Raw genomic sequence first — 26,120 nt, 5'->3', positions numbered from 1 at the left:
TGCGGGAAGAATGAGTTCGCCGATCGGGTTGCATCGCGTGGTCGCGCCGGCCGGGGTGCTGCCGCAGGCGGCGGAGCGCCTCGACGCGTCGGCGGCGGTCGGCGCCGACGAGGTGCGGGTGCGGGTCGAGCGGCTCAACCTCGACGCGGCCTCCTACCGGCAGCTCGCCGACGCCCACGACGGTGACGGCGACGCGATCCGGGCCGCGGTGGCGGGGATCATCGCGGCGCGGGGCAAGATGCACAACCCGGTCACCGGCTCCGGTGGCATGCTCATCGGCACCGTCGACGCGGTCGGCCCCGGCTCGCCGCTCGGCCTGGCCGTCGGCGACCGGGTCGCGACCCTGGTCTCGCTGACCCTCACCCCGCTCGCCGTCACCGACGGGCTGCGCCGCTGGGACGGGCTCAGCGAGCAGGTGCCGTGCGACGGCCACGCGATCCTGTTCGCCCGGTCGGTCGCCGCGGTCCTGCCCGGCGACCTCGAGCCGGAGCTGGCCCTGGCGGTCCTCGACGTGTGCGGGGCGCCGGCCCTCGTCAGACGGCACCTGCGCGGCACGGTGCTGGTCCTCGGCGCGGCCGGGAAGTCCGGCAGCCTGGCCCTGGCCGCGGCCCGCGGGCACCACACCGTCGGGGTCGTGCGCGACGAGCGGGAACGTGCCCTGCTGCAGCGCGCGGGCCTGGCGACGGAGGTCGTCGTCGCCGACGCCCGCGACGCCGTCACGCTCAGCGGCCTCGTGCAGGCGGACCTGACGGTCGTGTGCGTCGACGTGCCCGGCTGCGAGCACGCCGCGGTCCTGGCGACGAAGCCCGGCGGGACGGTCATCTTCTTCTCGATGGCGACGTCGTTCCCGGCGGCGGCGCTCGGCGCGGAGGGGCTCGCGGCGGATGTGACGATGCTCATCGGCAACGGATACGTGCCCGGCCACGCCGAGTACGCCATCGGTCTGCTGCGTGACGACCCGGGCGTCCGGGCGGTCTTCGAGGCGCGGCTCGCGCCGCGGTTGGCAGACTGGGCGGCATGAGAACCCTCTACCGCGGTGGACGCGTCCACACCCCGGCCGATCCGTCCGCGACCGCGCTGCTCACCGACGGTGACCGCATCGCCTGGCTCGGCCCGGACGCCGACGCCCCGGCCGGCGCGGACCGGGTCGTGGATCTCGCCGGGGCCCTGGTGACGCCGGCGTTCGTGGACGCGCACGTGCACACCACCGCGACCGGTCTCACGCTGCAGGGCCTCGACCTGGCCGGGGCGCGTTCGGCGCGTGACGTGCTCGACGCCGTCGCCGCGCACGCCGCGACCCTGCCCGCGGACGCGGTCGTGATCGGGCACGGGTGGGACGAGTCCGGGTGGGCCGACCAGCGCACCCCGTCCGCGGGTGAGCTCGACCGGGCCGGGGACGGGCGGGCCGTGTACCTGTCGCGGACGTGTGTGCACGCGGCGCTCGTCTCGACCGCGCTGCTGACCGCGGAGGCGAAGGCCGCGGCCGGGTACGACGACGGGGGCTGGCTGCGCCGCGACGCCCACCACGTCGTGCGGGAGGCCGCGTACGCGTCGATCACCGCGGCGCAGACCCACGCCGCGCAGGAGGCGGCGCTGCGGCATGCGGCGTCGCTGGGGATCGCCGCCGTCCACGAGTGCGGCGGGCCGGGCACGTCCGGCGAGGCCGACTTCACCGCCGCGCTCGGGCACGGCCCGGCGTTCCCGCGGGTGTTCGGGCTGTGGGGCGAGGCCGGTGCGGCGGCGAAGGCGCGGGAGCTCGGGGCGCGGGGCGCCGCCGGGGACCTGTACGCCGACGGTGCCCTCGGTGCCCGCACCGCGCACCTGCACGAGGCGTACCTCGACGACGGTGCCGGCGGGTGCGGGCACGGGTATCTCAGCGCCGAGCAGGTCGGTGAGCATCTCGTCGGGTGTGCCGTGCACGGGGTGCAGGGCGGCTTCCACGCGATCGGCGACGCGGCGATCGGCACGGTGCTGGCCGGGTTCGGGTATGCGGCGGCGCGGGTGGGTGTCGAGCGGCTGCGGGCCGGGCGGCACCGCATCGAGCATGCGGAGCTGCTGGACAAGGCGGCGATCGCGAAGTTCGTCGAGTACGGCATCGTCGCGTCGGTGCAGCCGGCGTTCGACCGGTTGTGGGGCGGCGAGACCGGCATGTACGCGCAGCGGATCGGGGCGGTGCGGTCCCTGGCGGCGAACCCGATCGGGTCGATGGCCGGGGTCGGGGTGCTGCTGGCGTTCGGGTCGGACAGCCCGGTGACGCCGCTGGACCCGTGGGGGTCGTGCCGGGCGGCGATGCGCCACCACAACCCGGTGCAGCGGATCGGGGCGAAGGCGGCGTTCGCGGCGCACACCCGCGGCGGGTGGCGGGCCGTCGGCGTCGACGACGAGGGTGTCCTGAACCCGGGCGGGACGGCGACGTTCACGGTGTGGGACACGACGAAGACCCTGACCGGGGTGCTGACCGGCGACGACACGCCCGCGGCCCGTACGACGGTGCTGGCCGGCACCGGCATCTGGACGACCTGAGCGGAAGGAGACGGCGGTGGCTGGGAAACTCGGCCTCGACCCGGCGGTGGTCGCCCGGGCGCGGGCGCTGGCGGCTGAGGCCGGGCGGCCCGTCGTGGAGCTCGCCCGGACCCACACGACCGCCGCCGTGGAGCGTGCCACGCTGCGGCTGGCCGGGGTCGTGGGTGCCGACCCCGACGGCATTCCGTGGGTGAACCGGCTCGTCGACGCGGTCGCCGCGGACATCGGTCTCGGGCACGGGGTGCTGGGGCCGGTGTTCGACGCGCTCATCAGCGACGGGCACGCCGACGTGACGCTGCTGGCGCAGAAGGCCGCGGCCGGCAGTGTCCGGTTCACGGTGCCCGCGACGCGGCGGGCCCGCCGCCCGGCGACGGCCGCGGTCCGGCGGGGGATCGCCCGGATCGACCGGCGCCGCCGGGAACGGGAACGGCTCGTCGCCCGGCTCGGTGACCCGCCCCGCCGGCCGTGGATCTACCTGATCGTCGCGACCGGCGACATCTACGAGGACATCCCGCAGGCGCAGGCGGCGGCCCGGGCCGGCGCGGACGTGATCGCGGTGATCCGCTCGACGGGGCAGTCGCTGCTGGACTATGTGCCGGAGGGCGCGACCCGGGAGGGGTTCGCGGGGACGTACGCGACGCAGGAGAACTTCCGGCTCATGCGCGCCGCCCTCGACGAGACGTCGCGGGAGGTGGGCCGGTACGTGCGGCTCACGAACTACGCGTCGGGGCTGTGCATGCCGGAGATCGCCGCGCTGGCCGGGCTCGAGCGGCTCGACATGATGCTCAACGACTCGATGTACGGGATCCTGTTCCGGGACATCAACCCGGTCCGCACGTTCGTGGACCAGCGGTTCTCGCGGCAGATCCACGCCCGGGCCGGGATCGTCATCAACACCGGCGAGGACAACTACCTGACGACCGCCGACGCCGTCGACGCCGCGCACACCGTCACGGTGTCGCAGCTGCTCAACGAGTACTTCGCGCGGGAGGCCGGGCTGCAGACGTGGCAGCTGGGGCTCGGGCACGCGTTCGAGATCAACCCGGATCTGCCGGAGTCGTTCCGGCTGGAGCTCGCCCACGCCCTGCTGGCGCGGGAGCTGTTCCCGGGGGCGCCGCTGAAGTGGATGCCGCCGACGCGGCACATGACCGGTGACGTGTTCCGGGGGAATCTGCTCGACGGGTTCTTCAACCTCGCCGGGGCGCTGACCGGGCAGGGGATTCTGCTGGTGGGGATGATGACGGAGGCGGTCGTGACGCCGTGGCTGTCGGACCGGGACATCGCGCTGCAGAACGTCCACTACGTGCTGCGCGCCGCCGGGAACCTCCACGAGGACTTCGTTCCCGGCCCGTTCATGCAACAGCGGGCGGCGACGGTACTGGCCGAAGCCGTCGAGCTGCTGGAGCGCATCGGCGGGCAGGGGCTGCTCGACGCGATCGGCGAGGGCACGTTCGGGATCATGCGCCGGCCCGCCGACCGGGGCAAGGGCCTCGACGGGGTCGCCCGGCGGGCCGAGGACTACTGGAACCCCACCGAAGCGCTGCTCACCGGGAGGCCGTGATGCACGAGGTCGTCCGCCCGTACGGTGACACCACCGGCGACGGGATGATCCAGGTGTCGTTCACGCTGCCGCTGCCGGCCGGCAAACGCGGCGAGGGGGCCGCGCTGCAGCTGGCGGGGAAGATGGGTGTCGACCCGGCGATGGTCGTGCACGCCCGGCCGATCGGGGAGCAGCACACGTTCTTCGTCGTCTACGGGCGGGTCAACCATCTCGTCGAGCCGGGGAAGGTCGTCGTCGCCGAACGCGACTATCCGCTGCTGTCGCCGAAGGACGTCAACGCCGCCGTCCGGGCCCGGCTGCGGCGCAAGCTCGTCGTCGTCGGGGCGTGCATCGGCACCGACGCGCACACCGTCGGCATCGACGCGATCCTGAACCTGAAGGGCATCGCCGGGGAGAAGGGCCTGGAGTACTACCGGGAGCTGCGGGTCGTGAACCTCGGCGCGCAGGTGCCGGTGCCGGACCTCGTCGCGGCGGCCGTGGCGGAGCAGGCCGACGCGGTCCTGGTGTCGCAGGTCGTCACCCAGCGCGACGCCCACCTGCACAACGTCCGGGCGATGTCCGCCGCGTTCCGGGAGGCGTTCCCGGCGGCGCGGCGGCCGCTGCTCGTCGCCGGCGGCCCGAGGTTCGACGAGCTGGCCACCGCCGAGCTCGGCGTCGACCGGATCTTCGGCCGCGGGACCACGCCCCGCGAGGTCGCCTCGTACCTCGCCCACACGATCCGGAGCCGCTGATGGACACCCTCGCCGGGACGACCGTGGTGCACCGCCGGTATGTGCCGTATGCGCACGCCCACTACGGCGGGAACCTCGTCGACGGCGCCTACAGTCTCGGCCTGTTCGGTGACGCCGCGACGGAGCTGTGCATCCGCACCGACGGTGACGAGGGCCTGTTCGCCGGGTACGAGGCGGTGACGTTCCACGCGCCGGTCCGCGCCGGTGACGTCGTGGAGGTGACGGCGACCGTGACCCGGCAGGGCAACCGGTCCCGGACGGTCGCGTTCACCTGCCACGTCACGTGCCGGGCCGACCCGGGGCGGGGCCCGTCGGCGGCGGCGGTCCTCGACCCGCCGATCCTGGCGGTGTCGGCGACCGGGACCGTCGTCGTCCCGTGAGGGTCGCGTGCGTCGACGTCGGGTCCACGGACACGAAACTCGCCGTCGTCGACACCCGGACCGGGGCGCTGGTGTGCAGCGCGACGCATCCGACGACCCTCGGCGGTGACGTCCTCGACGGCGTCGACGCACTCCTGGCGGGGGCGGGGCCGGTCGGGCACGTGTACTGCTGCTCGTCGGCGGGTGGCGGGCTGCGGCTCGGGGTCGTCGGGTTCGAGGCGCTGGTGTCGGCGGACGCCGCGTACCGGGTCGCGTTGTCGGCCGGGGCGCGGGTCGTGCACACCACGACGGGGCTGCTGACGGCCGGGGACGTGCGGGCGTTGCGGGCGTCGCGGCCCGACGTGCTGCTGCTGTGCGGCGGGACCGACGGTGGGGACGCCGACACGGTCGTGGGCAACGCGCGGCGGCTCGCGGGGTCCCGGTGGCGGGTGCCGGTCGTCGTGGCCGGGAACGCCGAGGCCCAGCCGGAGGTGATGGCGCTGCTGGCCGGGCGGCCGGCCGTCGCGGCCGGGAACGTGCTGCCGCGGATCGGGGTGACGGCCCCGGACTCGGCCCGGGCCGCGATCCGGGACCTGTTCATCCGGCACGTCATCGGCGGGAAACGGCTCTCCCGGGGGCCCCGGTTCGGGCGGCTCGTGTCGGCGGCGACCCCGGACGCGGTCCTCACCGGCGTCGGGGTCCTGGCCCGGGCCGCCGGCGGTGATCTGCTCGTCGTGGACGTGGGCGGGGCGACCACCGACGTGTATTCGGCGCTGGAGCCCGGTGAGGCGCCCCAGGACGCGGTTGCCGGGGTGTCGTGGCATCTGCGGACCGTCGAGGGTGATCTGGGCGTGCGGTGGAACGTGGACGGCATCCGGGCGGCGGCCGCCCGGGAGCGGCTGCCCGCCGGCGACGGCCCGCTGGAGCTGGCGGCGGCGGCCGTGACGATCGCGGTGCGGCGTCACTCGCGGGCGGGACGCGACCTGCGACACGTGTCGACGGTCGTGGCGTCCGGTGGCGTGTTCCGGCATGCTGAACCCGGTGCCGCTGTGGCGGCCCTCGCCCCGGCGCTGCACGACCATGCCGGCGGCTGGGCGCTGCCGCGCGCGCCCCGCACGAGGGTCGACACCACCTACGTCCTGGCCGCCGCCGGGCTGATCGCCGCCGACCACCCCGACGCGGCCCTCACCCTCTGTTCCGGCCTCGCACGGTGATCGCCCGGCGACAGCCGGTCAGCGTCCGGGTGAACGGGCACCGACACGCCAACACGACACGCCGCCCGGGTGAAATCCATCCGCCGGGGCGGTTGACAGCGCCCCCGAGCGTGCGCGTACCGTCTTTGCGTCCTACTTCGGGAAGGATGACCGCGGTTCGCTACTCTGCAACGCCCGGCAGGCCGGACGTCCACGTCAACCGACGAGACGACCCCGGGCCCGGCGGGCGGGGGTCGGCGGGGGCCGCGAACGGGCATCCACCGGTGTCAGGGCAGGGGGGTCACGCGACCAGTAGACAACGGCACGCGCACGGGCAGCCAGCTTCGTGCCGAGCCGGAACGAAGGCCGCGCACGAACGTCACTGCCGCACCGGCCGGACACAGGGCCTGGGAGCGCGGGGCGCGACAACTACGGTCGCGCCCCCATTTCAGTTCGCGTCCAGGCAGCCGCAGGGTCCGCGGCCCGGCGTCACCGCCTCCGGGCCCGGATCGACCGGCCTGGTCGGTCCGGGCCCGCAGCCGCGGCCCGGACCCGCCCGCCGCAGGGGCCCCCGACCCCGCGATTGCACGTTCGGGCGACTTACCCCGCATAATGGGCGCCGCAAGCACGACGTTCGGACGACCCGGGGATGGCGCAGGTGACGTTGGTCGAACCAGATGCGGCCGCCGCGCCCTCGGCACCCGACGCGCCACGGCCCGGGCCCGGCCCCGCCCTGCCGACGTGGGCGGCGCTGCTCGCCGCCGCCGCCGCCGGCGGGGCCATGCTCGTCGCGTTCCCGCCGTACGGGCTGTGGTGGGCCGCGCCCGCCGCCGTCGCGCTGCTCGCGATCGCCGTGCACGGTCGGCGGCTGCGCGGCGGGTTCTGGCTCGGCACCGTCACCGGGGCCCTGTTCTTCACCCCGCTGCTGTCGTGGACGAACCTGCACACCGGCATGGTCCCGTGGCTGCTGCTGTCGGTGCTCGAGACGCTGTATCTCGGGCTCGTCGGCGCCGCCGGGGCCTGGATCAGCCCGCTGCTGCGCCGCCGCGGCGGGTGGGCGTGGCCCGTCGCCGTCGGCGCGCTGTGGGTGGCGCAGGAGGCGCTGCGGGACCGGACCCCGTTCGGCGGGTTCCCGTGGGGGCGGCTCGCGTTCAGCCAGGACACGTCGCCGCTGCTGCGTCTCGCCGCGGCCGGCGGGGCGCCGCTGGTGTCGTTCGCCGTCGCGCTCATCGGCGGGCTCGGCGCCTACGCGGTCCTGCGCGGCGTCAGCGCCGGGACCGACGCCCGGCGGGCCGTGGCACCCCTGGCCGCGGTCGTGGCCGGGCTGGCGGTGGCCGGGGCCGCCGCGGCGGTACCACTGGCAAACCCCGGCGGCGAAACCGTCTACGTGGCCGTGGTGCAGGGCAACGTGCCCCGGCTCGGGCTCGACTTCAACGCCCAGCGGCGGGCGGTCCTCGACAACCACGTGCGGGCCACGATCGCCCTCGGCGACGCGGTGAAGGCCGGCGCCCGGCGGCCCGACCTCGTCGTGTGGCCCGAGAACGCCAGCGACATCGACCCGCTGCGCCAGCGCGACGCCGGGCTGCTCATCGACCAGGCCGCGAACGCCGTCGGCGCGCCGATCCTCGTCGGGGCCGTGCTCTACAGCCCCGAGACCGGGGTCGAGAACGCCGGGCTCGTGTTCAACCCGGGCCGCGGCCCCGGCGACCCCGTCCAGCAGTACGTCAAACGCCACCCGGTGCCGTTCGCCGAGACGATCCCGCTGCGCGGCATCGCGCGGATGGTGTCGAAGGAGGTCGACCGGGTCACCGACATGACGGCGGGCACGAAACCCGGCGTCCTGACCGTCGGGCCGGCCACCGTCGGGGACGTCATCTGCTTCGAGGTCGCCTACGACGGGCTCGTCCGCGACACCGTCACCGGCGGCGGGCAGATCCTCGCCGTGCAGACGAACAACGCCACGTTCAACGAGTCCGAGGCGCGTCAGCAGCTGGCCATGGTGCGGCTGCGGGCCGTCGAGCACGGCCGTGACGCGCTCATGGCCTCCACCGTCGGCATCTCCGCGTTCGCGAGCCACACCGGCACCACCAGCGGCGAAACCGAGTTCGACAAGCCGGCGGTCATCCTCGCCGAGCTGCACCTGGGCACAGAACGTACGCTTGCAACAAGGCTGGGAGCGATCCCCGAATATGTGATCGCCGCCCTCGCCACGGCACTGCTCGCCGCCGCCCGGACCGGGCGGAGGCGCCGCACCACGGTTACCGACATCACCCACCACACTGCCGCGCCAGGCATCAAGGAGGACCTGTGAGCACACCCGACCGAGGCGTGAACCAATACCCCGGAGTCGGCAGGGTCCTCGTCATCATCCCCACCTACAACGAGGCCGACAACATCCGGATCATCGTCGACCGGGTCCGTAAGGCCACCCCGGCCGTCGACATCCTCATCGCCGACGACAACAGCCCCGACGGCACCGGCGACATCGCCGACGAGCTCGCCGCCGCCGACCCGGCCGTGCACGTCATGCACCGCGCCGGGAAGCAGGGCCTCGGCGCCGCGTACATCGCCGGGTTCACCTGGGGCACCGAACGCGGCTACGACGCCGTCGTGGAGATGGACGCCGACGGCTCCCACGCCCCCGAGGAACTGCCGAAGCTCCTCGACGCGCTCGCCGACAACGACGTGGTCCTCGGGTCGCGGTACGTCAAGGGCGGCAAGACCGTCAACTGGCCGTTCCACCGGCAGGCGATCTCCCGCACCGGCAACGTGTACGTGCGGATGGCGCTCGGCATGCACCTGCGCGACGCGACCGGCGGCTACCGGGCGTACCGGACCCCGGTCCTGGGCAAGATCGAGCTGGACACGATCGCGTCGCACGGGTACTGCTTCCAGGTCGACCTGGCGTGGCGCTCCGTCAAGGACGGGTTCCGGGTCGCCGAGGTGCCGATCACGTTCACCGAGCGTGAACGGGGCCAGTCGAAGATGAGCTCCTCCATCGTTCGTGAGGCACTGTGGAAGGTGACCGTATGGGGCACCGCCGCACGCTGGAACGCGCTCAAGCGGGCCGTCGCCGGCAACGGGCCGGCCAAGGACGGCCAGGGGCGCTGAGGAGGAGACGACACTGATGCGAGGGCTCGGCTGGGCGGCAATCGGCGCGTTCCTGATGGTGATCGCCGAGATCACCGTGTTCGTGCTGGTCGCTCAGGCGATCGGCTGGGGCCTGGCCATCGTCATCGGCGTGGCCACCATGATCCTCGGGTTCATGCTGGTCAAACGCGAGGGGGTCCGCGCCTGGCGGCGGTTCCGGGCCACCCTCGCCGACGGCCGCCCCGCCGGCGGTGAGGTCTCCGACGGCCTCACCGGCCTCATCGGCGCGCTGCTGCTCATCGTGCCCGGGTTCATCACCGACGCCGCCGGGCTGCTGCTGCTCCTGCCGCCGGTCCGCGCGTTCACCGGCCGGCAGGTCCGCCGCGTCGCCGAACGCCGCATCTCACCCGCCGCGGCCGGGGACCTGTTCGGCCCGCGGGTCGTGCGCGCCGAACGCGGCCCCGTCACCACCCCCGCCTCCGGCGACACCCCGAGCATCACCGGCGACGTCGTCGAGGGCGAGATCGTCGACCCGCCGGCCCGGTGAAGGCCTCCCCGGTCACCGTCGCCGCCCTCGCCGCCGACCTCGCCGAACGGGCCCGCGCCACCGCCGGGACGCACCCGGCCCGGGTCGCCGTCGACGGGGCACCCACCGCCGGGACCGCCGAACTCGCCGAGGCTGCTGCGGGGGTACTGCACGATGCCGGCGTCTTCGCCCTGCACGTGCCCGCCGGAGGATTCCTGCGCGCGGCGTCGCTGCGCCTCGAACGGGGCCGGACGAACCCCGACGCCTACTACGAGGACTGGCTCGACCTGCGCGCCCTCACCCGCGAGGTGCTGACCCCCGCCGGGCCCGGCGGCACCGGCCGGGTCCTGCCGTCGCTGCGGGACCCGGTGCTGGACCGGGCCACCCGCGCCGCCTACACCGAGGTCCCGCCGCACGGGGTCGTGATCGTGTCCGGGGTGTTCCTCCTCGGCGCCGGCCTCGACTTCGACATCGCCGTACACCTCATGCAGAGCGACGCCGCCCTCACCCGGCGGCTGCCCGCCGACCTGGCGTGGACGCTGCCCGCGTACGGGCGCTACCGGGACGAGGTCATGCCCGAATACCAGGCCGACATCGTCGTACGCGCCGACGACCCCGCCCACCCGGCGCTCGTGACCACCCTCTGAGCTGCGGGTTCGGCTCTGCGCGGACGGGGCTGGCGGCGGCGTGATCAGCGGCTACCGTCGGAGGCGTGAAGACGTTCTGGCTGGACCGCGACCATGAGCGGTACGAGCGCCTGGTCGCTTCCGCCCCGAACGCGTTCGCCTACAGCCTCGGCGACATCGCCCCCGTCACGTTCGCGTGCACCGCGTGGACGTTCGCCACCCCGCCGATCCTCGACCCCGGCTACGTGCGCTGGCACCGGCGCGTGCTGTCCGCGACCTGCGGCCGCAACCCGTTCGACGGCGGGCTCACCGCCCGGGTCGAGCTCGTCTCGCCGCTGCCCGCCGAGCTGACCACCACCCGGGCGTGGTGGCGGGACCGGGGGTGGCGCGGCTGGCCCGAGCTGTTCGGGCAGTTCGTGCAGCCCACCGACCGGGACCTGAGCCGCTATCCGCACGTGCGCACCACCCTGCTCATCGAGGCGCCGCTGCCGCTCGAGGGGCTGCCGGAGACCCCGGACGCGGACGCCGCGCCGCAGGACGTGGTCGCCGCGGCCGCGCGGGCCGTGACCGTGCTCGTGCGGGACCTGTCGGAGCTGGTCGGACCTGTCGTGCAGCAGCTCGACACGGACCGCGCCGTCACCTGAGCCGGCGGCGAGACCCGCCCTGGTCCGCGACCTGCCGTTACCCTGTCCAGGTCCGCGACTACCGGAGGCCGCTCCGGACCGCGCTGTCACCCCGCCCTGGTCCGCGACCTGCCGGACCTCGACGCCACCTCGTCACGGACCGGGCGTCATCTGAGGGCGCGACGCCGGGCTCTTCGCCGAGCGGAATCCCTCTTGCCCTTTCGCGGGTGAATTGGGAAGGTTCATTCCCGTGGAAGTACGCCCACTGACACCCGGCGAATGGCGACTCAAACGGGACCTGCGGCTCAGCGCCCTCAAGGACAGCCCCCACGCCTTCGCCAGCACCTGGGCCCGCGAGGCCAAACGCGGCGAGGCCGACTGGCGCACCTGGCCCGCGGGCGGCGCCTTCTTCACCGCCTTCGGCCCCCTCCCACCTTCCCGGCCCCGCGTCTCACCGCAACCGTTCCCCGCCGCCCGCCACGCCCCGCCGGCCCGCGATGCGCCGCTCGGCAACGGCGGCGGCCGGCACAACCCGTCGGCGTGCGTGGTGCCGCTCGGCATCGCCGGGGCCTGGGTGGCCGCCGCCGACCCGGCCACCACCCATCTGATCAGCATGTGGGTCGTGCCCGCCGCCCGAGGCCACGGCATCGCCGCCCACCTCGCCGACGCCGTCACCACCTGGGCCCGCGACCACGGCCACGACACCGTCGAACTCGAACTCGCCTGCGGCAACACCGCCGCCATGAACGCCTACCTGCGGTGCGGCTTCACCCCGACCGGACGCGAGCCCTTCACCGCCGGCGGGACCGTCCTGACCCGCGCCGTCCGCCGAACCCCGCCCGGCACCGTGCGCGCACAGCGTGACGGAGCCCTGCACCGTCCTGACCCGACCGGCCGGGCGCTTCGCCCCTGACACCCTTCACCGCCGACACCCCGCACACTCAGCGTGATGATCTGACTACATGGCGCTCAGTCTTTGGCTGAACGGACGATGCGTTTCGCCAGATTTACGGCTGTTCGCTACATAGTGTGATCGCGTCATCACGACACGAGGGGGAGTCAAGATGCGAAACGCACAGCGAATCCTGGCCCTGGGCGCCATGACCCTGACCGCCGGCGCGGTCCTCGGCATGACCGCCACGGCCGCCAGCGCGTCCACCGAGGCCGGCAGCCAGGCCACCGCCGCGCAGCCGGGCCCGCACGACCACAGCGGCGACCGCAACGGCAATGGCGACTGGAACGGCAATGGCAACGGCCGCCGCGACCACGTCCGGACCTGGATCGCCGGCCGCTACAACACCAAGAAGACCTGCCAGTTCTTCGCGTGGGTCGGCGAGCGGCAGGGCCGGTTCGACGACGGCACCTGCGTCCCCGCCTTCAACGGCCGCCGCGGCTCCTGGCTGCTCATCGCCAAGGACTACGGCCGCCACGGCCACCGGTAGGACGAGTTCGGCAGCGTACGGGCGGCCCCCCAGCCGGAGGCCGCCCGTACGCCACGTCCGCGGCGCCAGGAACGGACCACGCCCCGACGAGCGCCGGGCACATGGCCTGTCACGGCGGTGCCGTGATCAGTCCCCGGCCAGCACCGTGAACGCGAACCCGGCGCACGTCGTGCGGCGCAGCGGAATCTCACACTTGACCCGCCGCAGCACCGCGCCACGGCTGATGCCGAGCCCGCGCGCGATGAGCCGCTCCGGCCGCACCGGCACCGGATCGTCGAAGACGACCGCGACCCGGACCGGCCACTCGAGGCCGGGCATCACCGGCGCGGCGTCCAACTCCCAGGCATCCGACCAGTCGAGGGCGCACCGGTTGCGCCGCAGGAGCAGCGGATCCAGCAGCGTGACCGCCACGAGGCCGGGATCATTGACGTGGTACCCGTGCAACTGCGCCGGATCGAGCGAGCTGACCGGCGCCCGCTCGTGCACCGTGAGCTTGCTCGTCCGATCACACGACACACAGCGGACCAGCAGCCACACGTCGAGGAGCTTGCCGTTGGCGTTGACCCGGAACCGCCCCGCACCGGTCGTGGCCGACTCCGATCGGCAGTCGACGCACCGCAGACGCAGCAGCGGCAGCCGGATCCGGCGAACGACCCAGGGCAGCACGATATGCGGTTGTGAAGACATTGAGGATCTCCCTCAAGACCTGACCCGAGGCCGATTCGGCGCGGCCCCAAACGCTGTACGACCAGGCGCGCGAGGGCAGCCCGGCAACACCGACGAAGACGTCGGCTATCAGAGCGCGCAGAGGGTGTCAGGCCTCAAGGGCAGGCGGCGTCACGCGGTTTCGTCCTTCTGTCTTCACGGCAACGGACCGCAGCCAGGCTATGGGAACCAGCGCGGATGCCTCAAACGGTTTCCGCCGTCCGCGCTGCCCCGGCCGCAGCAGGTGGCCGCCGCCCCGTCCGGATCGCTCCGGCCTTCCGCCCGTCCCCGTCTGCTGAGGCGGCTTCCGATCACCGGCGGCGCTCCGCACGCACCCGCCTCGCCGATCGCCGTTGGTCCCGTCACCGGCCCCGCCACCGCTCGCGCGGCGCGACGTATGCATCCCGACTGGCCGATTGCCGTCGGTCCGTTCCCGGCACCGCTCACCGCTGCTCTTCTCGCCTGCCCGGCCCGCACCGCAGCGGTGCCGCTTCTCACGGCTCGAGCCCGGGCCCGCAGCCACCCACAGCACCGGCGTGCGAGCGCCGCCGCCAGGCCAGCAACCCCACTCCCAGCGCGGCCGCCACCAGCTGCGTCCCGCCGAGCCCCACCACCAACACCCACAACGGCCACCCACTGAGCCCCGCGAACACCGCCGCCCCGACCGCCGCCGCCGTCAGCTTCACCCCGGACCCCAGCGTGAACACCTGCGTACGCGCCCGAGCCGGCGCCTCATTCGACCGCACCTGCAACACCGACGTGAACAACGGCCCGTCAAACAGCCCCACCACCGCGAACAGCGCCACGACCCCGGCCCAGCCCGGCACCAGCGGCACCGCGGCGAGCCCGACCCCGGTCACCACCAGGCAGACGAACACGACCCGGTGCGGCGCCACCCGAAGCGGCCACCGAGCCATCAGCAACGACCCGGCCAGCGCCCCGACCCCGATCGCCGTCATCAGCAGCCCACCACCGGCCGGATGCCCATGCGCCACACCGAGCAACACCGCGATCGACGCCATCATCCCGTGCCCGAACGTCGCGACACAGGTAGCGGCGGTGACGGCGAGCAACGGCGGCGAGACGACAATCGCCCGGAACCCGGCCCGCAGATCCTCGGCAAACGACCTCCGCGTCTCTCCGCCACCTCCGGCAGCTGACGACCCCGGCGGCGTCTCCCCGCCGCCTCCGGCAGCTGACCACCCCGGCGTCTCCCCGCCACCTCCGGCAACTGGCGCGTGAAGGCCATCGCTTCCAGCGGCCGCCAGCGCGTCAACCTCGCCCTGCACCGGACCGGACGCGTTCTCAGCTCCGGAAACGCCCGCCAACGCCACCGCGGTAACCGCCGGTTCGGCGCTGCGTCCCGGTTCGGCACCCCCGGCCACCACCGGCAGCGACCGCACCGTCAGCAACAACCCCGCCGCACACAGACACGCCGCCGCGATCACCACCGCCGCGGCCGGCACCCCCACCGACACCGCGAGAGCCGCGCCCGCCGCCGGCCCGAAGATGTCCGCCACGTTGTACGTCGCCGCATCCAGCCCACGAAACCGCGACCGATTCGCCGGCGCGACCACGTCATCGAGCCGACTCGAAAGCCCCCCGAAGATCATCGAACCGCAGCAGCCCGCAACAAACGCCAGCGCCAGCACAACCGGCTGCGGCGCGTGACCGATCAACGACAGGATGCCGCCGACGGCCGAACCGAACCCGGCGACAAACCCCGCATGCACCAGCCGCGGATGCCGAGCACGGTCGGTGACCAGACCGACGAACGGCCCGGCGAGCAGATGCGGCACCAGCAACACGGCGAGCACCAGCGAACCCTGCGCCGGGCCACCGAACTGGCGGACCGACGCCAGCACGACCACCACGCCGGCCCCGGCGTCCGCGGTACGGGCCAGGGCAGCGGCGATCAGCAGCCGGGCCGCGCTCACCGGCCGTCACCCGATCGGGTGCCCGCCATGCTGCGGAACGTAGCGAACCCAGGCAGGATTTGGTCATGCATATTGCAGTGACCAACCGTGATGGCGACATCGCCCTGATGAGCATCCACGGCGCGATCGACATCAACACCGCCCCCGCACTCCGCGACAGCATGCACCAGCTCCTCGACGCCGGCCACACACGGATCGTGGTCGACCTCGCGGGCGTCGACTTCTGCGACTCGATCGGCCTCGGCACCTTCGCGTACGCGCGCAATCACTGCGCCGCCGCCGGAGGCTTCCTGCGCTTAGCCGCCCCGTCGCCGTTCCTCGCCCGCCTGTTACACACGGTCGGCCTGACGGGCCCGATCCCCGTGCACGCCACCGTCACCGAGGCACTCCAGCCCGCCCCCGCCGCGTAACCATCGGCCGGACCGGACGCCGCGCCACGCGAGCACACAGCATCGGCGGCCAGGGCCAGCACCCGGACCGGACTCCCAGCCGGCCTCGCCCCGCCACAACCCCCAGGGGTTGGTCCACATGTCGCCGTCGTCGTTTGTGACCATGGTGATGTGCCCGGCGACGTTCTCGCTGCAGCCGGTGTTCGCCAGGATACGGAACGCGCAGACCAGGGCCGCTTCACGCGGCGCCCTCTCACGTCGAGCTCCCTTCCCGGCTCACCGGGAAGCTCGGCGTGCGGCATGTTCCCAGCTGCGGCCCGCACGACCGGCCAGGTGACATCCCGCAGGGGGCCCGCCACCGGCAGCCGCCGCCGACCTGGCAGCCACAGGCCTGCCGCCGGCGACCCGCGACGGCCGCAACGAAACCGCCAGCGGCGCGGACGGCTCCCGCTGACTGATGCGGAACGCGGCCACCGGGGTCATGCGCCGCTCGGCCAGTGCGCCGGCCGAGCAAGCCGCGCAGGCACCTTCGTCGAGGCGTCCCCGACGGCCGCGTCCAGCTGCGACTGCATCAGAAACAAGGTGCCACTCAGATCGGCCCCGGACAGGTTCGCACCACGCAGGTCCGCCCCGATCACATCGGCGTTGCCCAGATCCGCGCCCCGCAGGTCGGCCCCGATGAGCAGCGCCCCACGCAGATCGGCGTCGCGCAGATCGGCACCGCGCAACTTCGCCCCGATCAACTGCCGCCCAAGCACCGGCGTCGCCCGCCGCCCCGGCGAACCGGCGCGCCGCCCCCGGCGATCACGACCATCACGACTCACCGCCGACCTGCCCGCGCCGGCAGCGCTGGCCGCCGCCCCGTCCGGGTCACGCTCACGGCCGCCACCGCGCCCGGCAGGCTTCCCGGCCTTCCCTGATCCCTGCTCACGCCGGCCAGCGCCATGCCCGGCGCCGGCGCCGGCACCGTGTTCCCGTGCGAGCCGACTCGCCTCCCGCAGCAGCGGCGCGATCCGCTCCCGGTGACGCTCCGCCACCTCCGGCGTCAGCTCCTCAGCGGCGTCACGCAGTGACCGGGTCGACGACAGTGCGTCATCCAACTCGTCGGCCAGGGGCGCGGCGCGGGGGAGCGAGCGGGCTTCGGTGAGGTACCACAGCAGCTCATGCAGCACCCGGACCGCAGCGAACACCTCGAACATCCGCGGCGCCGACGCCGGATCGGCCCGCCAGTCACGGCCCGCCGCGACGACCTGCGCGACATGCTGCCCGGCACCGAAGCAGTCGTAGACCGTACAGCCGGTGAACCCGCGATCCCGCAGCCGCGTGTGGATCCCGCACCGGAAGTCCTCGCCCAGGTTCGGGCACGCGTGCCCGGCCGGCTTGTCGATCGCGAAGTCGGACGAGCGGGAGAACGCCGGGGCGACACAGCACAGGCCGAAACACTTGGAACAATCGGCTCGTAGCTCTGGGTTCATGGTCCCTTCCTGTCCCGCCCGACGGTACCGCGCACACGGACCGCCACAACATCATGACGGCTGCCCGGGCAGCCACGGGAACCGCACCCGCCAGCCGAGCGGCACGACGGATTGCCGCCCGGCCCGCGCGGGACGTGACGGCTGCCGGAAACCCAGGCCCAGCGCGGAAACCTCGGGTGACGCCGAGATCACCGGCGCGCGGATCCCGGCTGGAGACGGCGAAAAGCCCCGGCCGACCCGGCCGGGGCTTTCGACAACGATCGAAGCTGTTACGCGGAACGACCGCGGCGCAGACGAACCTCTTCGAGACGCTCGTTGAGGATGTCCTCGAGCTCGGCGATGGTGCGCCGCTCAAGCAGCATGTCCCAGTGCGTGCGCGGCGGCTTGGCCTTCTTCTGCTCGGGCTCGCTGCCGTCGACCAGCCGCGCCACGCTGCCGTCGAACTTGCACTCCCAGGTCATCGGGACCTCGGCGTCGACAGCGAACGGAACCTCGAACTGGTGCCCCTTCGCGCAAAGGTATTCACGGGTCTGACGCGGAGCCAGCTCGGTGTTGCGGTCGGACTCGTAGCTGACGGCTCCGAGACGGCTGCCGCGCAGCATGCGCTCGCCCATGGTTGGTCTTCCCCTTCGAATCGTGTTGCGCTTCGCTGTAACCAACGACGCCACGTGGTCTGACGATTCCCACCGCGGGCGGGCAGATTACACGACCCTCCCGGCGCTGCGGTAGGTTCGTCGCCGGGTCGGTACCCTGATTTTACGTTGGGTTTCAATGATCGACCACATCGGCCGTTTTGCCGGCGCGCCTCACCGTTTGTAGTTTCGGCAGGTCACCCGCGTGGTTGACGCTTCTCACCCGCCGACCGGCGGCGTACCCCCCGACACCGTCAGCCGGGTGAGCGCCGCCGTGAGCTGTGTCACCTGGTCACGCAGGTTATCCGCCCAGGCGTGCGCCCGGTCCGCCTCCGCCCGCAGGCGGACCAGTTCCTCACGTGCGGAGATCAATGCCGCCTCCGCCCCGGCCGCCCGGGCGCCCTCCGCATCCAGGCGCCGCTGCAGACGCCCCTCCGTGTCCGCACCCTCACGCAACGCACGCTCCACGGCCGTGTGCGCCACATCACGCTCGCGCAACGCGTTGCCGGCCAGGTCACGGGCCGCGTCACGCTCCCGGTAGGCCTCCGCCCGCAGGGCTGCTTCCGTCGCCGCCTCCCGGCGCGCCGCATCCCGCTCCGCGCCGAGCGTGTCGGCCACCTCCCGGTACTGCGCGATCGACCGCTCCGCCGCCTCCCGCGCCGCCGCGACCAGCTCCTCCGCCGACTCCTGCGCCTCCGTGACCCTCCGATCACCATCCGCACGCGCCTCGGCGATCGAACGCTCGGCGGCGGCCCGCACGTCGGCGACGGTCCGCTCCATCACCGCCCGTGCCTCGGCCACGGTGGCCTCCGCGGCCGCGTGCGCCTCCGCCATCGCCTGCTCGGCCGCCGCCTTCAGCTCCGCCGCCCGGGCCTCCGCGGCCGCGCGAACCTCGGCGACCTGCCGCGCCGCCTCCTCCTGCGCCGCGGCGACCTTCGCGTCCGCCGCCGCCGAGACCCGGCGTCCGTGCTCCTCGGCCTCCTCGGCGACCCGCCGGGCCCGAGCTTCCGAGGCGTCAAGCCGCTGTTGTACCTCCGCGACGCGCGCCATCCCCTCACCGCGCGCGAACTCGGTCTCGTCCTCCGCGGCCTGCCGCTGCGCCTGGGCCTCGAGCAGCTCGCCGTGCTTGGCCATCGCGAGCTCATGCGCCTCATCGGCCTCGGCCCGGTACCGCGCCGCCTCATGCCGCGCCTCCTGCAGGGCCGCCCGCGCCCGCCGGGTCTCCTCCCGGGCGTCGTCGCGCTCGGCGTGCGCCGCGACCAGGCCGGCCGCCGCCTCCGCGCGAGCCTCGGCGACCTGCCGCTCGATCCCGGACGTCGACACCTCCGCATGCAGCGCCTCGACGAGGTCGCTGAGCGCCTGATCGAGCCGCTCCGCGATCTCGAACGCCCGGGCGACCTGCCCCGTCAGCCCCGGCGACGTCCGTTGCCGCATCCGCGCATTGCGTGCGTTGCGCTGACATTCGCCGTCGTTGTCCCGGCAGTACCGGAACGGCCGCCCGGCCGCGGAACGCTGGGGGACCGGCCGCCCGCAGTACGCACACGGCCGATCGTCGCCGCCGTGATCCTCGACAACCCACTCACGGCCGGCGTCACCATTGGCGTCGACGCGCACATCGATCCGAGACTCAGTCACCGGCACAGCGTAGGCGACAGTTTCGCCGCAGCTCAGCCAGGCGCGCCGAATTACCGAATTGCTATTACCGGTAATTCAATAATCCCAGGACAGCGGCCCGAAGAAGGCCTAGGAGCCCTCGGCGGGGCATACACCATAATGACGGTTATGTGCGACGTGAGATTGCCAGTCTGGTGTACGGGCAACGACAGACCCCGTCGCCCGGCGACGATCTGCGGCGTCGAATCGCGATCCGCGAACGCCTCGGCACGTCGATGAGCCGAGGCCCGGTCCGGCACCGGTCTGAATGGCTTGGGATCAACGCCGAGCAAACCCGCGAGCAGTCCGGCTCCCCGGCACGGCACCAACGCGACCGCGCCCGCGCCCGGGGCGTCGGCCTGTACGGGATGTCCGCGCAGGGCCGCAGGGACGGCCGCGGAATCTGCGGACCGCCGCACCGTACTGGTAGCCGAGCGACCGGCAGCCCGATGCCGATGCCGTCCCGCGCACACGCGGACGAAGTGACGGCGTGCGGCCGCCGGGCCCGCGTACGAATATGGTCCGGTCCAATCGACCTTCTGGCGGGTGACCGTGACGAAAGAGTGCCGAACCTGCGGCGAGACCAAACCCGTGACCGAGTTCTACAAGAACCCGTCAACGGTCCGCGCCGGCGGCTACCGGCCCGACTGCCGGACCTGCACCCTGAGCGCACGACGCCGCAGATACGCGGAGACCGGCGGCGCCGAAGCCCACCGCCAGGTCCTGCGCGCCGAACACGGCATCCGGCCCGAGGACTACGCCGCCAAACTCGCGGAACAGGACGGTCTGTGCGCGCTCTGCGAGACCGTCGAGGTCGCGACGTACAAGGGCCGGCCGCGGCGCCTGACAGTCGACCGGGATCACCGGACCGGCATCGTGCGAGGACTGCTCTGCCAGCGCTGCAATCTCCTCGTCAACGCGATCGAACAGAACCCTGCCCTCGTCGACCGCGCAACGGCCTACCTGCAGGGCAACCGGTCGTAAGGGGCCTTCCACGCCTCCAGGGTCACCGGCAACGTCCGGCGTTCCGGTCGGAGGTGCAGCAGGTCGACGCCCGGCCCGCGTGGACGCACCCGGCACATCCCGAACGCGCGGCCCGCGTGGACGCGCCCGGCCCGCGTGGACGCGCCCGCACGTCCCGAACACGCGGCACGCATGGACGCCCGGTATGCGTCGGACGGCTGGCCAGGACGTCTGCGCGCGCAGAGTGCCGCCGAAGGCGAAGATGGCCGGCAAGCCCCGCACCGACGGTGCTGTCGAGCCTGGTGACGGCGCTCGGCGCCGATGGGGACCACGGTCGCCACGAACGCGCTGCGCACCGTCGAGGGCTGTGGGACCTCGGCGCCGCACCGTCGACCGCCGCTGCGCGTCAGCAGGTGGGCGTGAAGTCCTCGAGCAGGTTCTTGTCGTACACGAAAATCACGTACAGGTCGAAGTCCTTGCGCTCAACCGGCGGCCCGTACTGGGTCACGACGTCATCGGGCGTGCCGTAGAACGGGCGCTGCTTCTCCAGCAGCACGAACCGGGCATCGTGTCTGGCCGGGTCGAACATGTCCGTATGCGTCTGCCAGCACATGCCGAGCAGCTCACCGTCACCGCTCAGCGTCGGCACCACCGTCACCTGGCGGCCGGTACCGACGGTGATGTTGTTCGACACCCAGTAGGAACCGAGGCCGTAGCGCAGGCCGCGGCTCCGCAGCCAGTCCGCCGCCTCCTGGCCCTCGACCGGCGCCGCGCGCGGCGGAACGTAACCGGCGAGCCCGGCGAGCAGCACCGCCAGGACCGCGGCGGACAGTGACTGGGCCGCGACGCGGAGCCGGGCGCGCAGCGGCGCCGGAGACGGGGTGCGCAGCCAGCGGGTCGTCACGCGCGCGGCGAGCACCGCAGCCATCGGCAGGACCGGTACGACCTCGCGGGTCGCCATCAGGTCGCTCGGCAGCGTCGACACGATCTCGGCAGCGACATCGCAGACGATGGCGGCGGCGAGGATCGCGTCGACGCGGTCGGCGGTGCCGCGCAGCGCCGCGGCCGCGGTGACCAGCACGGCGACGATCGCGAGGAGCAGGCCCGGGAGCCGTACCACCTGCAGCGTCGTCTCGACCCAGGGCGACTGGATGCCGGGGCGGACGGTGCCGAACAGGATGCCGATCATCCGGGTGACGGTGTGGGCACGGTCCGGCCATGCCTCCAACGGCGAGAACTCGATCGGCGGTTTCGGGGCGCGGAAGCCGCCGAGCTGCTCGATCAGCCACAGGACGCCGTGGGACAGGATGATCGACGCGATGCCGGCCGCGGCCAGCCGGGCGTCGGGCCCGCGGGCCGAGCGGGCGAGCAGGGCACGGTAGGCGCAGACGACGATCAGCGGGGCCGCGCCGACGAACGTGATGAGGGGGTCACCCATCGCGCCCCAGGCGAGGACGATCGCGACGGCGAACGGCAGCCACGGACGGTCACGGGCCCGGTCGATCAGGAGCCAGGCGATGAGGAGCGGGACGGCGGAGCCGGTGTGGTTCGGCGACGAGAGCAAGGTCTGGTAGCTGTAGCCGGGGGCGGGCAGCACCACGATCGCGACGGCGATCGCGACGGCCAGCCAGCCACCGCCGACCAGTGCGCCTTTGAGCCGGGCGAGCGGCGGCACGGGATCCCCGTCCGCGGTGGCGCGGCCGGATGGGTCCGATGACGACGCGGTGGCGGTGGGCGACGTGGTTGCCGGGCCGGGGGAGTCGTGGGCCGTGGACGACGTGGCCGGCTCATCGGGATGGGCGGTGCCCGGTGCGGTGGGGGTTGCCGAGCGTGAGCGTGATGGTGCGGATCGGAGCGCCGCGGAAATGAATGCGTTGGGCTTGGCGGCGACTCCGGAGTGTGCGAGCCAGGCGGCGAAGCAGACGACCAGGGTCCAGGACAGGGCGGCGGCGATGTGGATCTGGTCCGTGGTCACGCCGGTGACGAGCTGGATCAGGCCGTACTGGATGAGCTCCGTGGGATAGAACGACACATCGGACAGGGTCCAGCCGCGCAGCAGCAGGTTGCCGTGGAACAGATCCCAGGCCTGGAGGGCGTTGCTCGCGCCGTCGCTGTTGACGGTGACGGCGCGTGACATCCGCAGGTACGCCAGGAACAGTACGAACGCGGGAACGACCAGGATCACGGGCCACCAGCGGCGCAGCGTCACGCGACGCCCCAGTCGGCGAGCACCTCGGCGGTGTGCTGGCCGGGCAGCGGAGGAGCGGACGGTAGCGCGGTGGTCGCCGACCGGGGCGCCGTGGTCGCCTGCGGTGACGCGTCAGCCGTCGCCGGCGGTGGCATGGCAGCTGTCGGCGACGGTCGCCTGGCAGCGGTCGCCGGCGGTGGCGTGATGGTCGCGGGCGAGGCCGGCCAGGGAATGAAGCGCGGGGCCGCGGCCGGCTGGGTGACGCCGTCCGCCGTGACGAACGTGCCGCGGGCGGCCAGGTGCGAGTCCTGCGGGGCCTCGGTCAGTGACAGGACCGGCGCCACGCAGGCGTCGGTGCCGTCGAAGACCGCCGCCCACTCGTCACGGGTCTTCTCGGCGAACGCGTTCGTCAGGCGGGTCCGCAGCTCCGGCCAGCGCGCCACGTCGAACTGGTCCGGGGCGTCCGTCAGGTTCAGGCGGGCGACGAGGTCGGCGAAGAACTGGGGCTCCAGGGCGCCCACGGCGACATACCGATCGTCAGCGGTCCTGTACACGTCGTAGAACGGAGCGCCGGTGTCGAGCAGGTTCACGCCGCGGTGGTCGCTCCACAGACCGGCCGACAACAGACTGTGCAGGATCAGGCTCAGGTGGGCGGCGCCGTCGACGATCGCCGCGTCGACGACCTGGCCACGGCCCGTCGCCTCGGCCGAGCGCAGGCCGGCGAGAATGCCGACGACGAGGTACAGGGCGCCGCCGCCGTAGTCGCCGAGCAGGTTCACGGGCACCTGCGGCGGGCCGCCGGCGCGGCCGATGGCGTGCAGGGCGCCGGACCGTGCCAGGTACGTGATGTCGTGCCCGGCCGACGAGGCGAGCGGTCCCTCCTGGCCCCAGCCGGTCATCCGGCCGTACACGAGCGAAGGCCTGCGGGCGAGCACCTGGTCGGGGCCGACCCCGAGCCGCTCGGCAACCCCGGGCCGGAAGCCCTCGATGAGCACGTGGGCACGCTCAGTGAGAGACAGGACGAGCTCGACGCCCTCGGGTGTCTTCAGGTCCGCGGCTACCGACCGTTTCCCACGGTTGGTGAGGTCGCCGGCGGGCGGCGGGGCGATCGGCGAGGCGGGGCCGGGACGGTCGACGCGCACCACGTCGGCGCCGAGGTCGGCCAGCAGCATCGCGGCGAACGGGCCAGGGCCGATTCCAGCCAGTTCCACGACGCGCACACCGCGCAGCGGTCCTTCGCTCATGCGAGGAAGGTACCGGTCGATCACTCGGCGCGTGCGAACGGCACGGGTGCGTCGTAGCCCCGCATCGGACCCGTCCCGCGGATGGCGGGTGCTCGCCCGGCGCATGCGGCCGGGGTCAGATGCCCGGTCAGCGCGAGGACCTGACCGCCGACCTCCGCCTCGCCCTCGGCGCCGATGCGGCAGCCCTCGTCGGTGAGGGAGGCGAGCACGGCCCGGCCGTCGTACGGCGAGGGTGCGCGCCGGACCAGCCCGCGCTTCTCGGCCCGGCACAGCCGGCACTGCTCACCGATCGTGACGATCGGGCCACAGCGCTCGACTGGGTGCAGATCGGCTCCGTCGCCGGGCCCGTCATCACCCCTGCCGTCCTACCTGCTCCGCGCGGCCAACGTCGCGATCATGGACAGGGGACAGGGGACAGGGGTCGGTGTCCACGCGGAACATCGTCGCCGCCGAACTGCCGGCGCTCGCCGCCGGCACGTTCGCGATGAACCCGGTCACCGTCGCGCTCGCCGACGTGACCGAGGCCTGGACCGCCGCCGCCGAACCGGGCCGGCGGGTCGTGCTCGTTCCCTGGACCGCCCTCGTGTGCGGCTTCGGCGCCGCGATCAAGGCCGACGGAGGCCCGCAGCCCGCGCGGATCCGGCGGGACCCGGAGCGTGCTCGCCCTCCCGCCGCGCCAGATGCGTCTCGGCGGCCTGATGCAGGTCGATGTCGTGGACCAGCGCCCTCGCGGTGTCGTCGTCGAGCTCCCCGCGCGTCACGGCGTTCACCACCACGGTCCGCTGCGCGTCGAAGTCCTCCGTGCTCGGCGCCTTACCCGGCGTGACCGCCGTCCAGATGAGCGCCTCACCCCGCTCCAGCAACGCCTTCGCACGGTCGCGCTCACCGTGTGTGTCGATCTTCAGGCGGCGGACCAGGGCCCGGATCGTGGTGCCCTGGATGAGCAGCGTGCCGAGCGTGACGAACAGGGCGATCGCCTGGATCGCGTCGCGGCCCGGGAACTCCTCGCCGTTGTGCAGCATCGGCGGGACCGCCGCGGCCGCCGCGAGGGTCAGAATGCCTCGCATGCCCGTCCAGCCGACGATCCACGACTCGCGGGGCGTCGGCGCGCCGAGCGGGCCCTGCCACTCGCCCGACGACTGCTGCCGCCGGCGACGACCCTGCATCCGGGCCTGCACACGCCGCGTGACCTTCTCGCGGAACCGGGCATCGGTCTCCATCCGGCGCACGAACGCACGGTGGCGCAGGTCCCACCACCGGAACATCACCCACACCGCGGCGAGCCGGAACGCGATGACCGTCACCAGGAGTACCGCGCTGGCTACCAGGGTGATCGTCAGGCCCGGCTTCGCCGAGGCGTGCGCGAGATCGGAGATGACGAACCGCAGCTGCAGGCCGATGTAGGCGAACACGAAGGTCTCGAGCAGGAAGTCCAGCACCGGCCAGACCGCGTCCTCCTGCAGGCGGGTGCGATGCGCGCCGGGGTACTGGTGCTGCGGGTCCAGGGTCGTGTTCGCGCTGAACAGGAACGCGCAGCACACGACGGCGAGGATGCCCGAGGCGTGGATCTGCTCCGCGGTCAGGAACGCGGCGAACGGCAGCAGCAGCGCCAGCGACGTCTCCAGCACCGTGTGGTGCAGCCGCGGCCGCAGCCACAGGGCGATCGCCGCGAACACCGCGCCGATGATCAGGCCGGTCACCGCCGTGTACGCGAACAGCCCGAACGCGTTGTCGAACAGCGTCTCCTCGGCCCCGGCCGCGGCCGCCGCCAGCCCGAACAGCGTCAACGCCGTAGCGTCGTTGACCAGTGACTCGCCGGTGAGGATCGCCGACACCCGCCGCGGCAGGCCCAGCTCGTCACCGTGCGAGACGGTCGTGATCGTGTCCGGCGGGGCGAGCACCGCCCCGAGCAGGAACGCCGCCGGCAGCCCGAGCACCGGCATCAACCAGTTCCCGACCAGCCCGACGACCCCCGCCGTCAGCACCACCAGCGTCACGCCCAACGTCAGGATCGGCCGCAGGTTCTGCGTGAACCCGGAGAACGACGCGTTGCGGGTCGCGGAGTACAGCAGCGGCGGCACGACCACTGCGAGGATGAGCTCGCTGTCCAGTTCCAGCCGCGGTACCCCGGGCAGGAACGACGCCGCCGCGGCCAGCATGACCACGACCAGCCCCGGCTGCACCCCCCTGCGGTGCGCGAACGCGGATACCGCGATGCCGCCGAGGATGATGAGCAGCAACTGGACACCGTTCACGAGGA

Annotated in this window: 24 protein-coding genes; 15 read left to right on the top strand and 9 right to left on the bottom strand. The window is 73.4% G+C overall.

All coding sequences use genetic code 11. The features are described 5' to 3' along the window. Positions 1 to 10 precede the first annotated feature (10 nt). From ACQP2P_RS24415 to ACQP2P_RS24355, 13 genes are all read left to right on the top strand, one after another. Positions 11 to 1,021: an L-erythro-3,5-diaminohexanoate dehydrogenase gene (locus ACQP2P_RS24415; protein WP_433604354.1), complete on the top strand. Its 1,011-nt coding sequence runs from the start codon at positions 11 to 13 to the stop codon at positions 1,019 to 1,021. Next, a complete protein-coding gene (locus ACQP2P_RS24410; protein WP_433604352.1) occupies positions 1,018 to 2,523 on the top strand; it encodes an amidohydrolase in 1,506 nt (501 codons plus the stop codon). The genes ACQP2P_RS24415 and ACQP2P_RS24410 overlap by 4 nt, the downstream gene beginning before the upstream one ends. 16 nt (positions 2,524 to 2,539) lie before the next feature. Beyond that, on the top strand, positions 2,540 to 4,084 hold the full coding sequence (locus tag ACQP2P_RS24405) for a lysine 5,6-aminomutase subunit alpha TIM-barrel domain-containing protein (protein ID WP_433604350.1): 1,545 nt from the start codon (positions 2,540 to 2,542) through the stop codon (positions 4,082 to 4,084). Then, positions 4,084 to 4,815: an OAM dimerization domain-containing protein gene (locus ACQP2P_RS24400; protein WP_433604348.1), complete on the top strand. Its 732-nt coding sequence runs from the start codon at positions 4,084 to 4,086 to the stop codon at positions 4,813 to 4,815. The genes ACQP2P_RS24405 and ACQP2P_RS24400 overlap by 1 nt, the downstream gene beginning before the upstream one ends. Next, a complete protein-coding gene (locus ACQP2P_RS24395) occupies positions 4,815 to 5,195 on the top strand; it encodes a hotdog domain-containing protein (RefSeq protein ID WP_433604346.1) in 381 nt (126 codons plus the stop codon). The genes ACQP2P_RS24400 and ACQP2P_RS24395 overlap by 1 nt, the downstream gene beginning before the upstream one ends. Next, on the top strand, positions 5,192 to 6,388 hold the full coding sequence (locus tag ACQP2P_RS24390; RefSeq protein ID WP_433604344.1) for a glutamate mutase L: 1,197 nt from the start codon (positions 5,192 to 5,194) through the stop codon (positions 6,386 to 6,388). The genes ACQP2P_RS24395 and ACQP2P_RS24390 overlap by 4 nt, the downstream gene beginning before the upstream one ends. A 628-nt stretch (positions 6,389 to 7,016) precedes the next feature. Continuing rightward, complete coding sequence (gene lnt, locus ACQP2P_RS24385; RefSeq protein WP_433604342.1) at positions 7,017 to 8,678, top strand: apolipoprotein N-acyltransferase; 1,662 nt, start codon at positions 7,017 to 7,019, stop codon at positions 8,676 to 8,678. Then, positions 8,675 to 9,478: a polyprenol monophosphomannose synthase gene (locus tag ACQP2P_RS24380; protein WP_433089681.1), complete on the top strand. Its 804-nt coding sequence runs from the start codon at positions 8,675 to 8,677 to the stop codon at positions 9,476 to 9,478. Before lnt ends, ACQP2P_RS24380 begins: the two co-directional genes overlap by 4 nt. A 16-nt stretch (positions 9,479 to 9,494) precedes the next feature. Then, entirely contained in the window at positions 9,495 to 10,004 is a 510-nt protein-coding gene (locus ACQP2P_RS24375; RefSeq protein WP_433604340.1) for an FxsA family protein, read from the top strand. Next, positions 10,001 to 10,630, top strand: coding sequence for a uridine kinase (locus ACQP2P_RS24370; protein WP_433604338.1), 630 nt, complete (start codon positions 10,001 to 10,003; stop codon positions 10,628 to 10,630). The genes ACQP2P_RS24375 and ACQP2P_RS24370 overlap by 4 nt, the downstream gene beginning before the upstream one ends. A 65-nt stretch (positions 10,631 to 10,695) precedes the next feature. Further along, entirely contained in the window at positions 10,696 to 11,253 is a 558-nt protein-coding gene (locus tag ACQP2P_RS24365) for a hypothetical protein (RefSeq protein ID WP_433604336.1), read from the top strand. A gap of 229 nt (positions 11,254 to 11,482) precedes the next feature. After that, positions 11,483 to 12,145, top strand: a complete 663-nt coding sequence (locus ACQP2P_RS24360; RefSeq protein WP_433604334.1) for a GNAT family N-acetyltransferase — start codon at positions 11,483 to 11,485, stop codon at positions 12,143 to 12,145. 151 nt (positions 12,146 to 12,296) lie between these two features. Beyond that, on the top strand, positions 12,297 to 12,674 hold the full coding sequence (locus ACQP2P_RS24355; RefSeq protein WP_433604332.1) for a hypothetical protein: 378 nt from the start codon (positions 12,297 to 12,299) through the stop codon (positions 12,672 to 12,674). A gap of 126 nt (positions 12,675 to 12,800) precedes the next feature. Here ACQP2P_RS24355 and ACQP2P_RS24350 read toward each other — a convergent pair whose 3' ends face one another. Then, a complete protein-coding gene (locus tag ACQP2P_RS24350) occupies positions 12,801 to 13,361 on the bottom strand; it encodes a DUF1062 domain-containing protein (protein WP_433604330.1) in 561 nt (186 codons plus the stop codon). Positions 13,362 to 13,873: 512 nt separating this feature from the next. Continuing rightward, positions 13,874 to 15,316 (bottom strand): MFS transporter, encoded by a 1,443-nt coding sequence (locus tag ACQP2P_RS24345; RefSeq protein WP_433604328.1) that lies wholly within the window; start codon positions 15,314 to 15,316, stop codon positions 13,874 to 13,876. A gap of 65 nt (positions 15,317 to 15,381) precedes the next feature. Here ACQP2P_RS24345 and ACQP2P_RS24340 point away from each other — a divergent pair, with 65 nt between their 5' ends. Next, a complete protein-coding gene (locus ACQP2P_RS24340; protein ID WP_433604326.1) occupies positions 15,382 to 15,726 on the top strand; it encodes an STAS domain-containing protein in 345 nt (114 codons plus the stop codon). Positions 15,727 to 16,184: 458 nt separating this feature from the next. Here the strand turns inward: ACQP2P_RS24340 and ACQP2P_RS24335 are convergent, their stop codons facing one another. The 3 genes from ACQP2P_RS24335 to ACQP2P_RS24325 form a co-directional block, all read right to left on the bottom strand. Beyond that, positions 16,185 to 17,180 (bottom strand): pentapeptide repeat-containing protein, encoded by a 996-nt coding sequence (locus tag ACQP2P_RS24335; protein WP_433604324.1) that lies wholly within the window; start codon positions 17,178 to 17,180, stop codon positions 16,185 to 16,187. A gap of 269 nt (positions 17,181 to 17,449) precedes the next feature. Next, a complete protein-coding gene (locus ACQP2P_RS24330; protein WP_223092257.1) occupies positions 17,450 to 17,794 on the bottom strand; it encodes an RNA polymerase-binding protein RbpA in 345 nt (114 codons plus the stop codon). Positions 17,795 to 18,031: 237 nt separating this feature from the next. Beyond that, a complete protein-coding gene (locus tag ACQP2P_RS24325) occupies positions 18,032 to 19,246 on the bottom strand; it encodes a hypothetical protein (RefSeq protein WP_433604321.1) in 1,215 nt (404 codons plus the stop codon). 765 nt (positions 19,247 to 20,011) lie between these two features. Between ACQP2P_RS24325 and ACQP2P_RS24320 the strand changes: the two genes are divergently transcribed. Further along, positions 20,012 to 20,449, top strand: coding sequence for an endonuclease domain-containing protein (locus ACQP2P_RS24320; protein ID WP_433604319.1), 438 nt, complete (start codon positions 20,012 to 20,014; stop codon positions 20,447 to 20,449). A gap of 385 nt (positions 20,450 to 20,834) precedes the next feature. Here the strand turns inward: ACQP2P_RS24320 and ACQP2P_RS24315 are convergent, their stop codons facing one another. From ACQP2P_RS24315 to ACQP2P_RS24300, 4 genes are all read right to left on the bottom strand, one after another. Further along, positions 20,835 to 22,637 (bottom strand): hypothetical protein, encoded by a 1,803-nt coding sequence (locus ACQP2P_RS24315; RefSeq protein ID WP_433604317.1) that lies wholly within the window; start codon positions 22,635 to 22,637, stop codon positions 20,835 to 20,837. Beyond that, a complete protein-coding gene (locus ACQP2P_RS24310; protein WP_433604315.1) occupies positions 22,634 to 23,860 on the bottom strand; it encodes a CaiB/BaiF CoA transferase family protein in 1,227 nt (408 codons plus the stop codon). The genes ACQP2P_RS24315 and ACQP2P_RS24310 overlap by 4 nt, the downstream gene beginning before the upstream one ends. A 20-nt stretch (positions 23,861 to 23,880) precedes the next feature. Further along, on the bottom strand, positions 23,881 to 24,069 hold the full coding sequence (locus ACQP2P_RS24305) for a hypothetical protein (protein WP_433604313.1): 189 nt from the start codon (positions 24,067 to 24,069) through the stop codon (positions 23,881 to 23,883). 396 nt (positions 24,070 to 24,465) lie between these two features. Further along, the gene (locus ACQP2P_RS24300) at positions 24,466 to 26,115 is read right to left on the bottom strand and encodes a cation:proton antiporter (protein WP_433604311.1); all 1,650 of its coding nucleotides are present in this window, start codon (positions 26,113 to 26,115) and stop codon (positions 24,466 to 24,468) included. Positions 26,116 to 26,120 lie beyond the last annotated feature (5 nt).

The sequence above is a fragment of the Dactylosporangium sp. CA-139114 genome (genome assembly GCF_050955725.1).
Taxonomy (GTDB): domain Bacteria; phylum Actinomycetota; class Actinomycetes; order Mycobacteriales; family Micromonosporaceae; genus Dactylosporangium.
Note: the sequence above shows the minus strand (reverse complement) of the source record. Positions and strands in the feature narration are given on the sequence as shown.

Excerpts from the sequence above, each read along its gene's own strand:
- ACQP2P_RS24375 (WP_433604340.1), top strand. The coding sequence starts at position 9,495 with ATGCGAGGGCTCGGCTGGGCGGCAATCGGCGCGTTCCTGATGGTGATC.
- ACQP2P_RS24325 (WP_433604321.1), bottom strand. The coding sequence starts at position 19,246 with ATGCGGCAACGGACGTCGCCGGGGCTGACGGGGCAGGTCGCCCGGGCG.
- ACQP2P_RS24415 (WP_433604354.1), top strand. The coding sequence starts at position 11 with ATGAGTTCGCCGATCGGGTTGCATCGCGTGGTCGCGCCGGCCGGGGTG.
- ACQP2P_RS24340 (WP_433604326.1), top strand. The coding sequence starts at position 15,382 with ATGCATATTGCAGTGACCAACCGTGATGGCGACATCGCCCTGATGAGC.
- ACQP2P_RS24335 (WP_433604324.1), bottom strand. The coding sequence starts at position 17,180 with ATGAACCCAGAGCTACGAGCCGATTGTTCCAAGTGTTTCGGCCTGTGC.
- ACQP2P_RS24330 (WP_223092257.1), bottom strand. The coding sequence starts at position 17,794 with ATGGGCGAGCGCATGCTGCGCGGCAGCCGTCTCGGAGCCGTCAGCTAC.
- ACQP2P_RS24355 (WP_433604332.1), top strand. The coding sequence starts at position 12,297 with ATGCGAAACGCACAGCGAATCCTGGCCCTGGGCGCCATGACCCTGACC.
- ACQP2P_RS24395 (WP_433604346.1), top strand. The coding sequence starts at position 4,815 with ATGGACACCCTCGCCGGGACGACCGTGGTGCACCGCCGGTATGTGCCG.
- ACQP2P_RS24310 (WP_433604315.1), bottom strand. The coding sequence starts at position 23,860 with ATGAGCGAAGGACCGCTGCGCGGTGTGCGCGTCGTGGAACTGGCTGGA.
- ACQP2P_RS24350 (WP_433604330.1), bottom strand. The coding sequence starts at position 13,361 with ATGTCTTCACAACCGCATATCGTGCTGCCCTGGGTCGTTCGCCGGATC.
- ACQP2P_RS24410 (WP_433604352.1), top strand. The coding sequence starts at position 1,018 with ATGAGAACCCTCTACCGCGGTGGACGCGTCCACACCCCGGCCGATCCG.
- ACQP2P_RS24400 (WP_433604348.1), top strand. The coding sequence starts at position 4,084 with ATGCACGAGGTCGTCCGCCCGTACGGTGACACCACCGGCGACGGGATG.
- lnt (WP_433604342.1), top strand. The coding sequence starts at position 7,017 with ATGGCGCAGGTGACGTTGGTCGAACCAGATGCGGCCGCCGCGCCCTCG.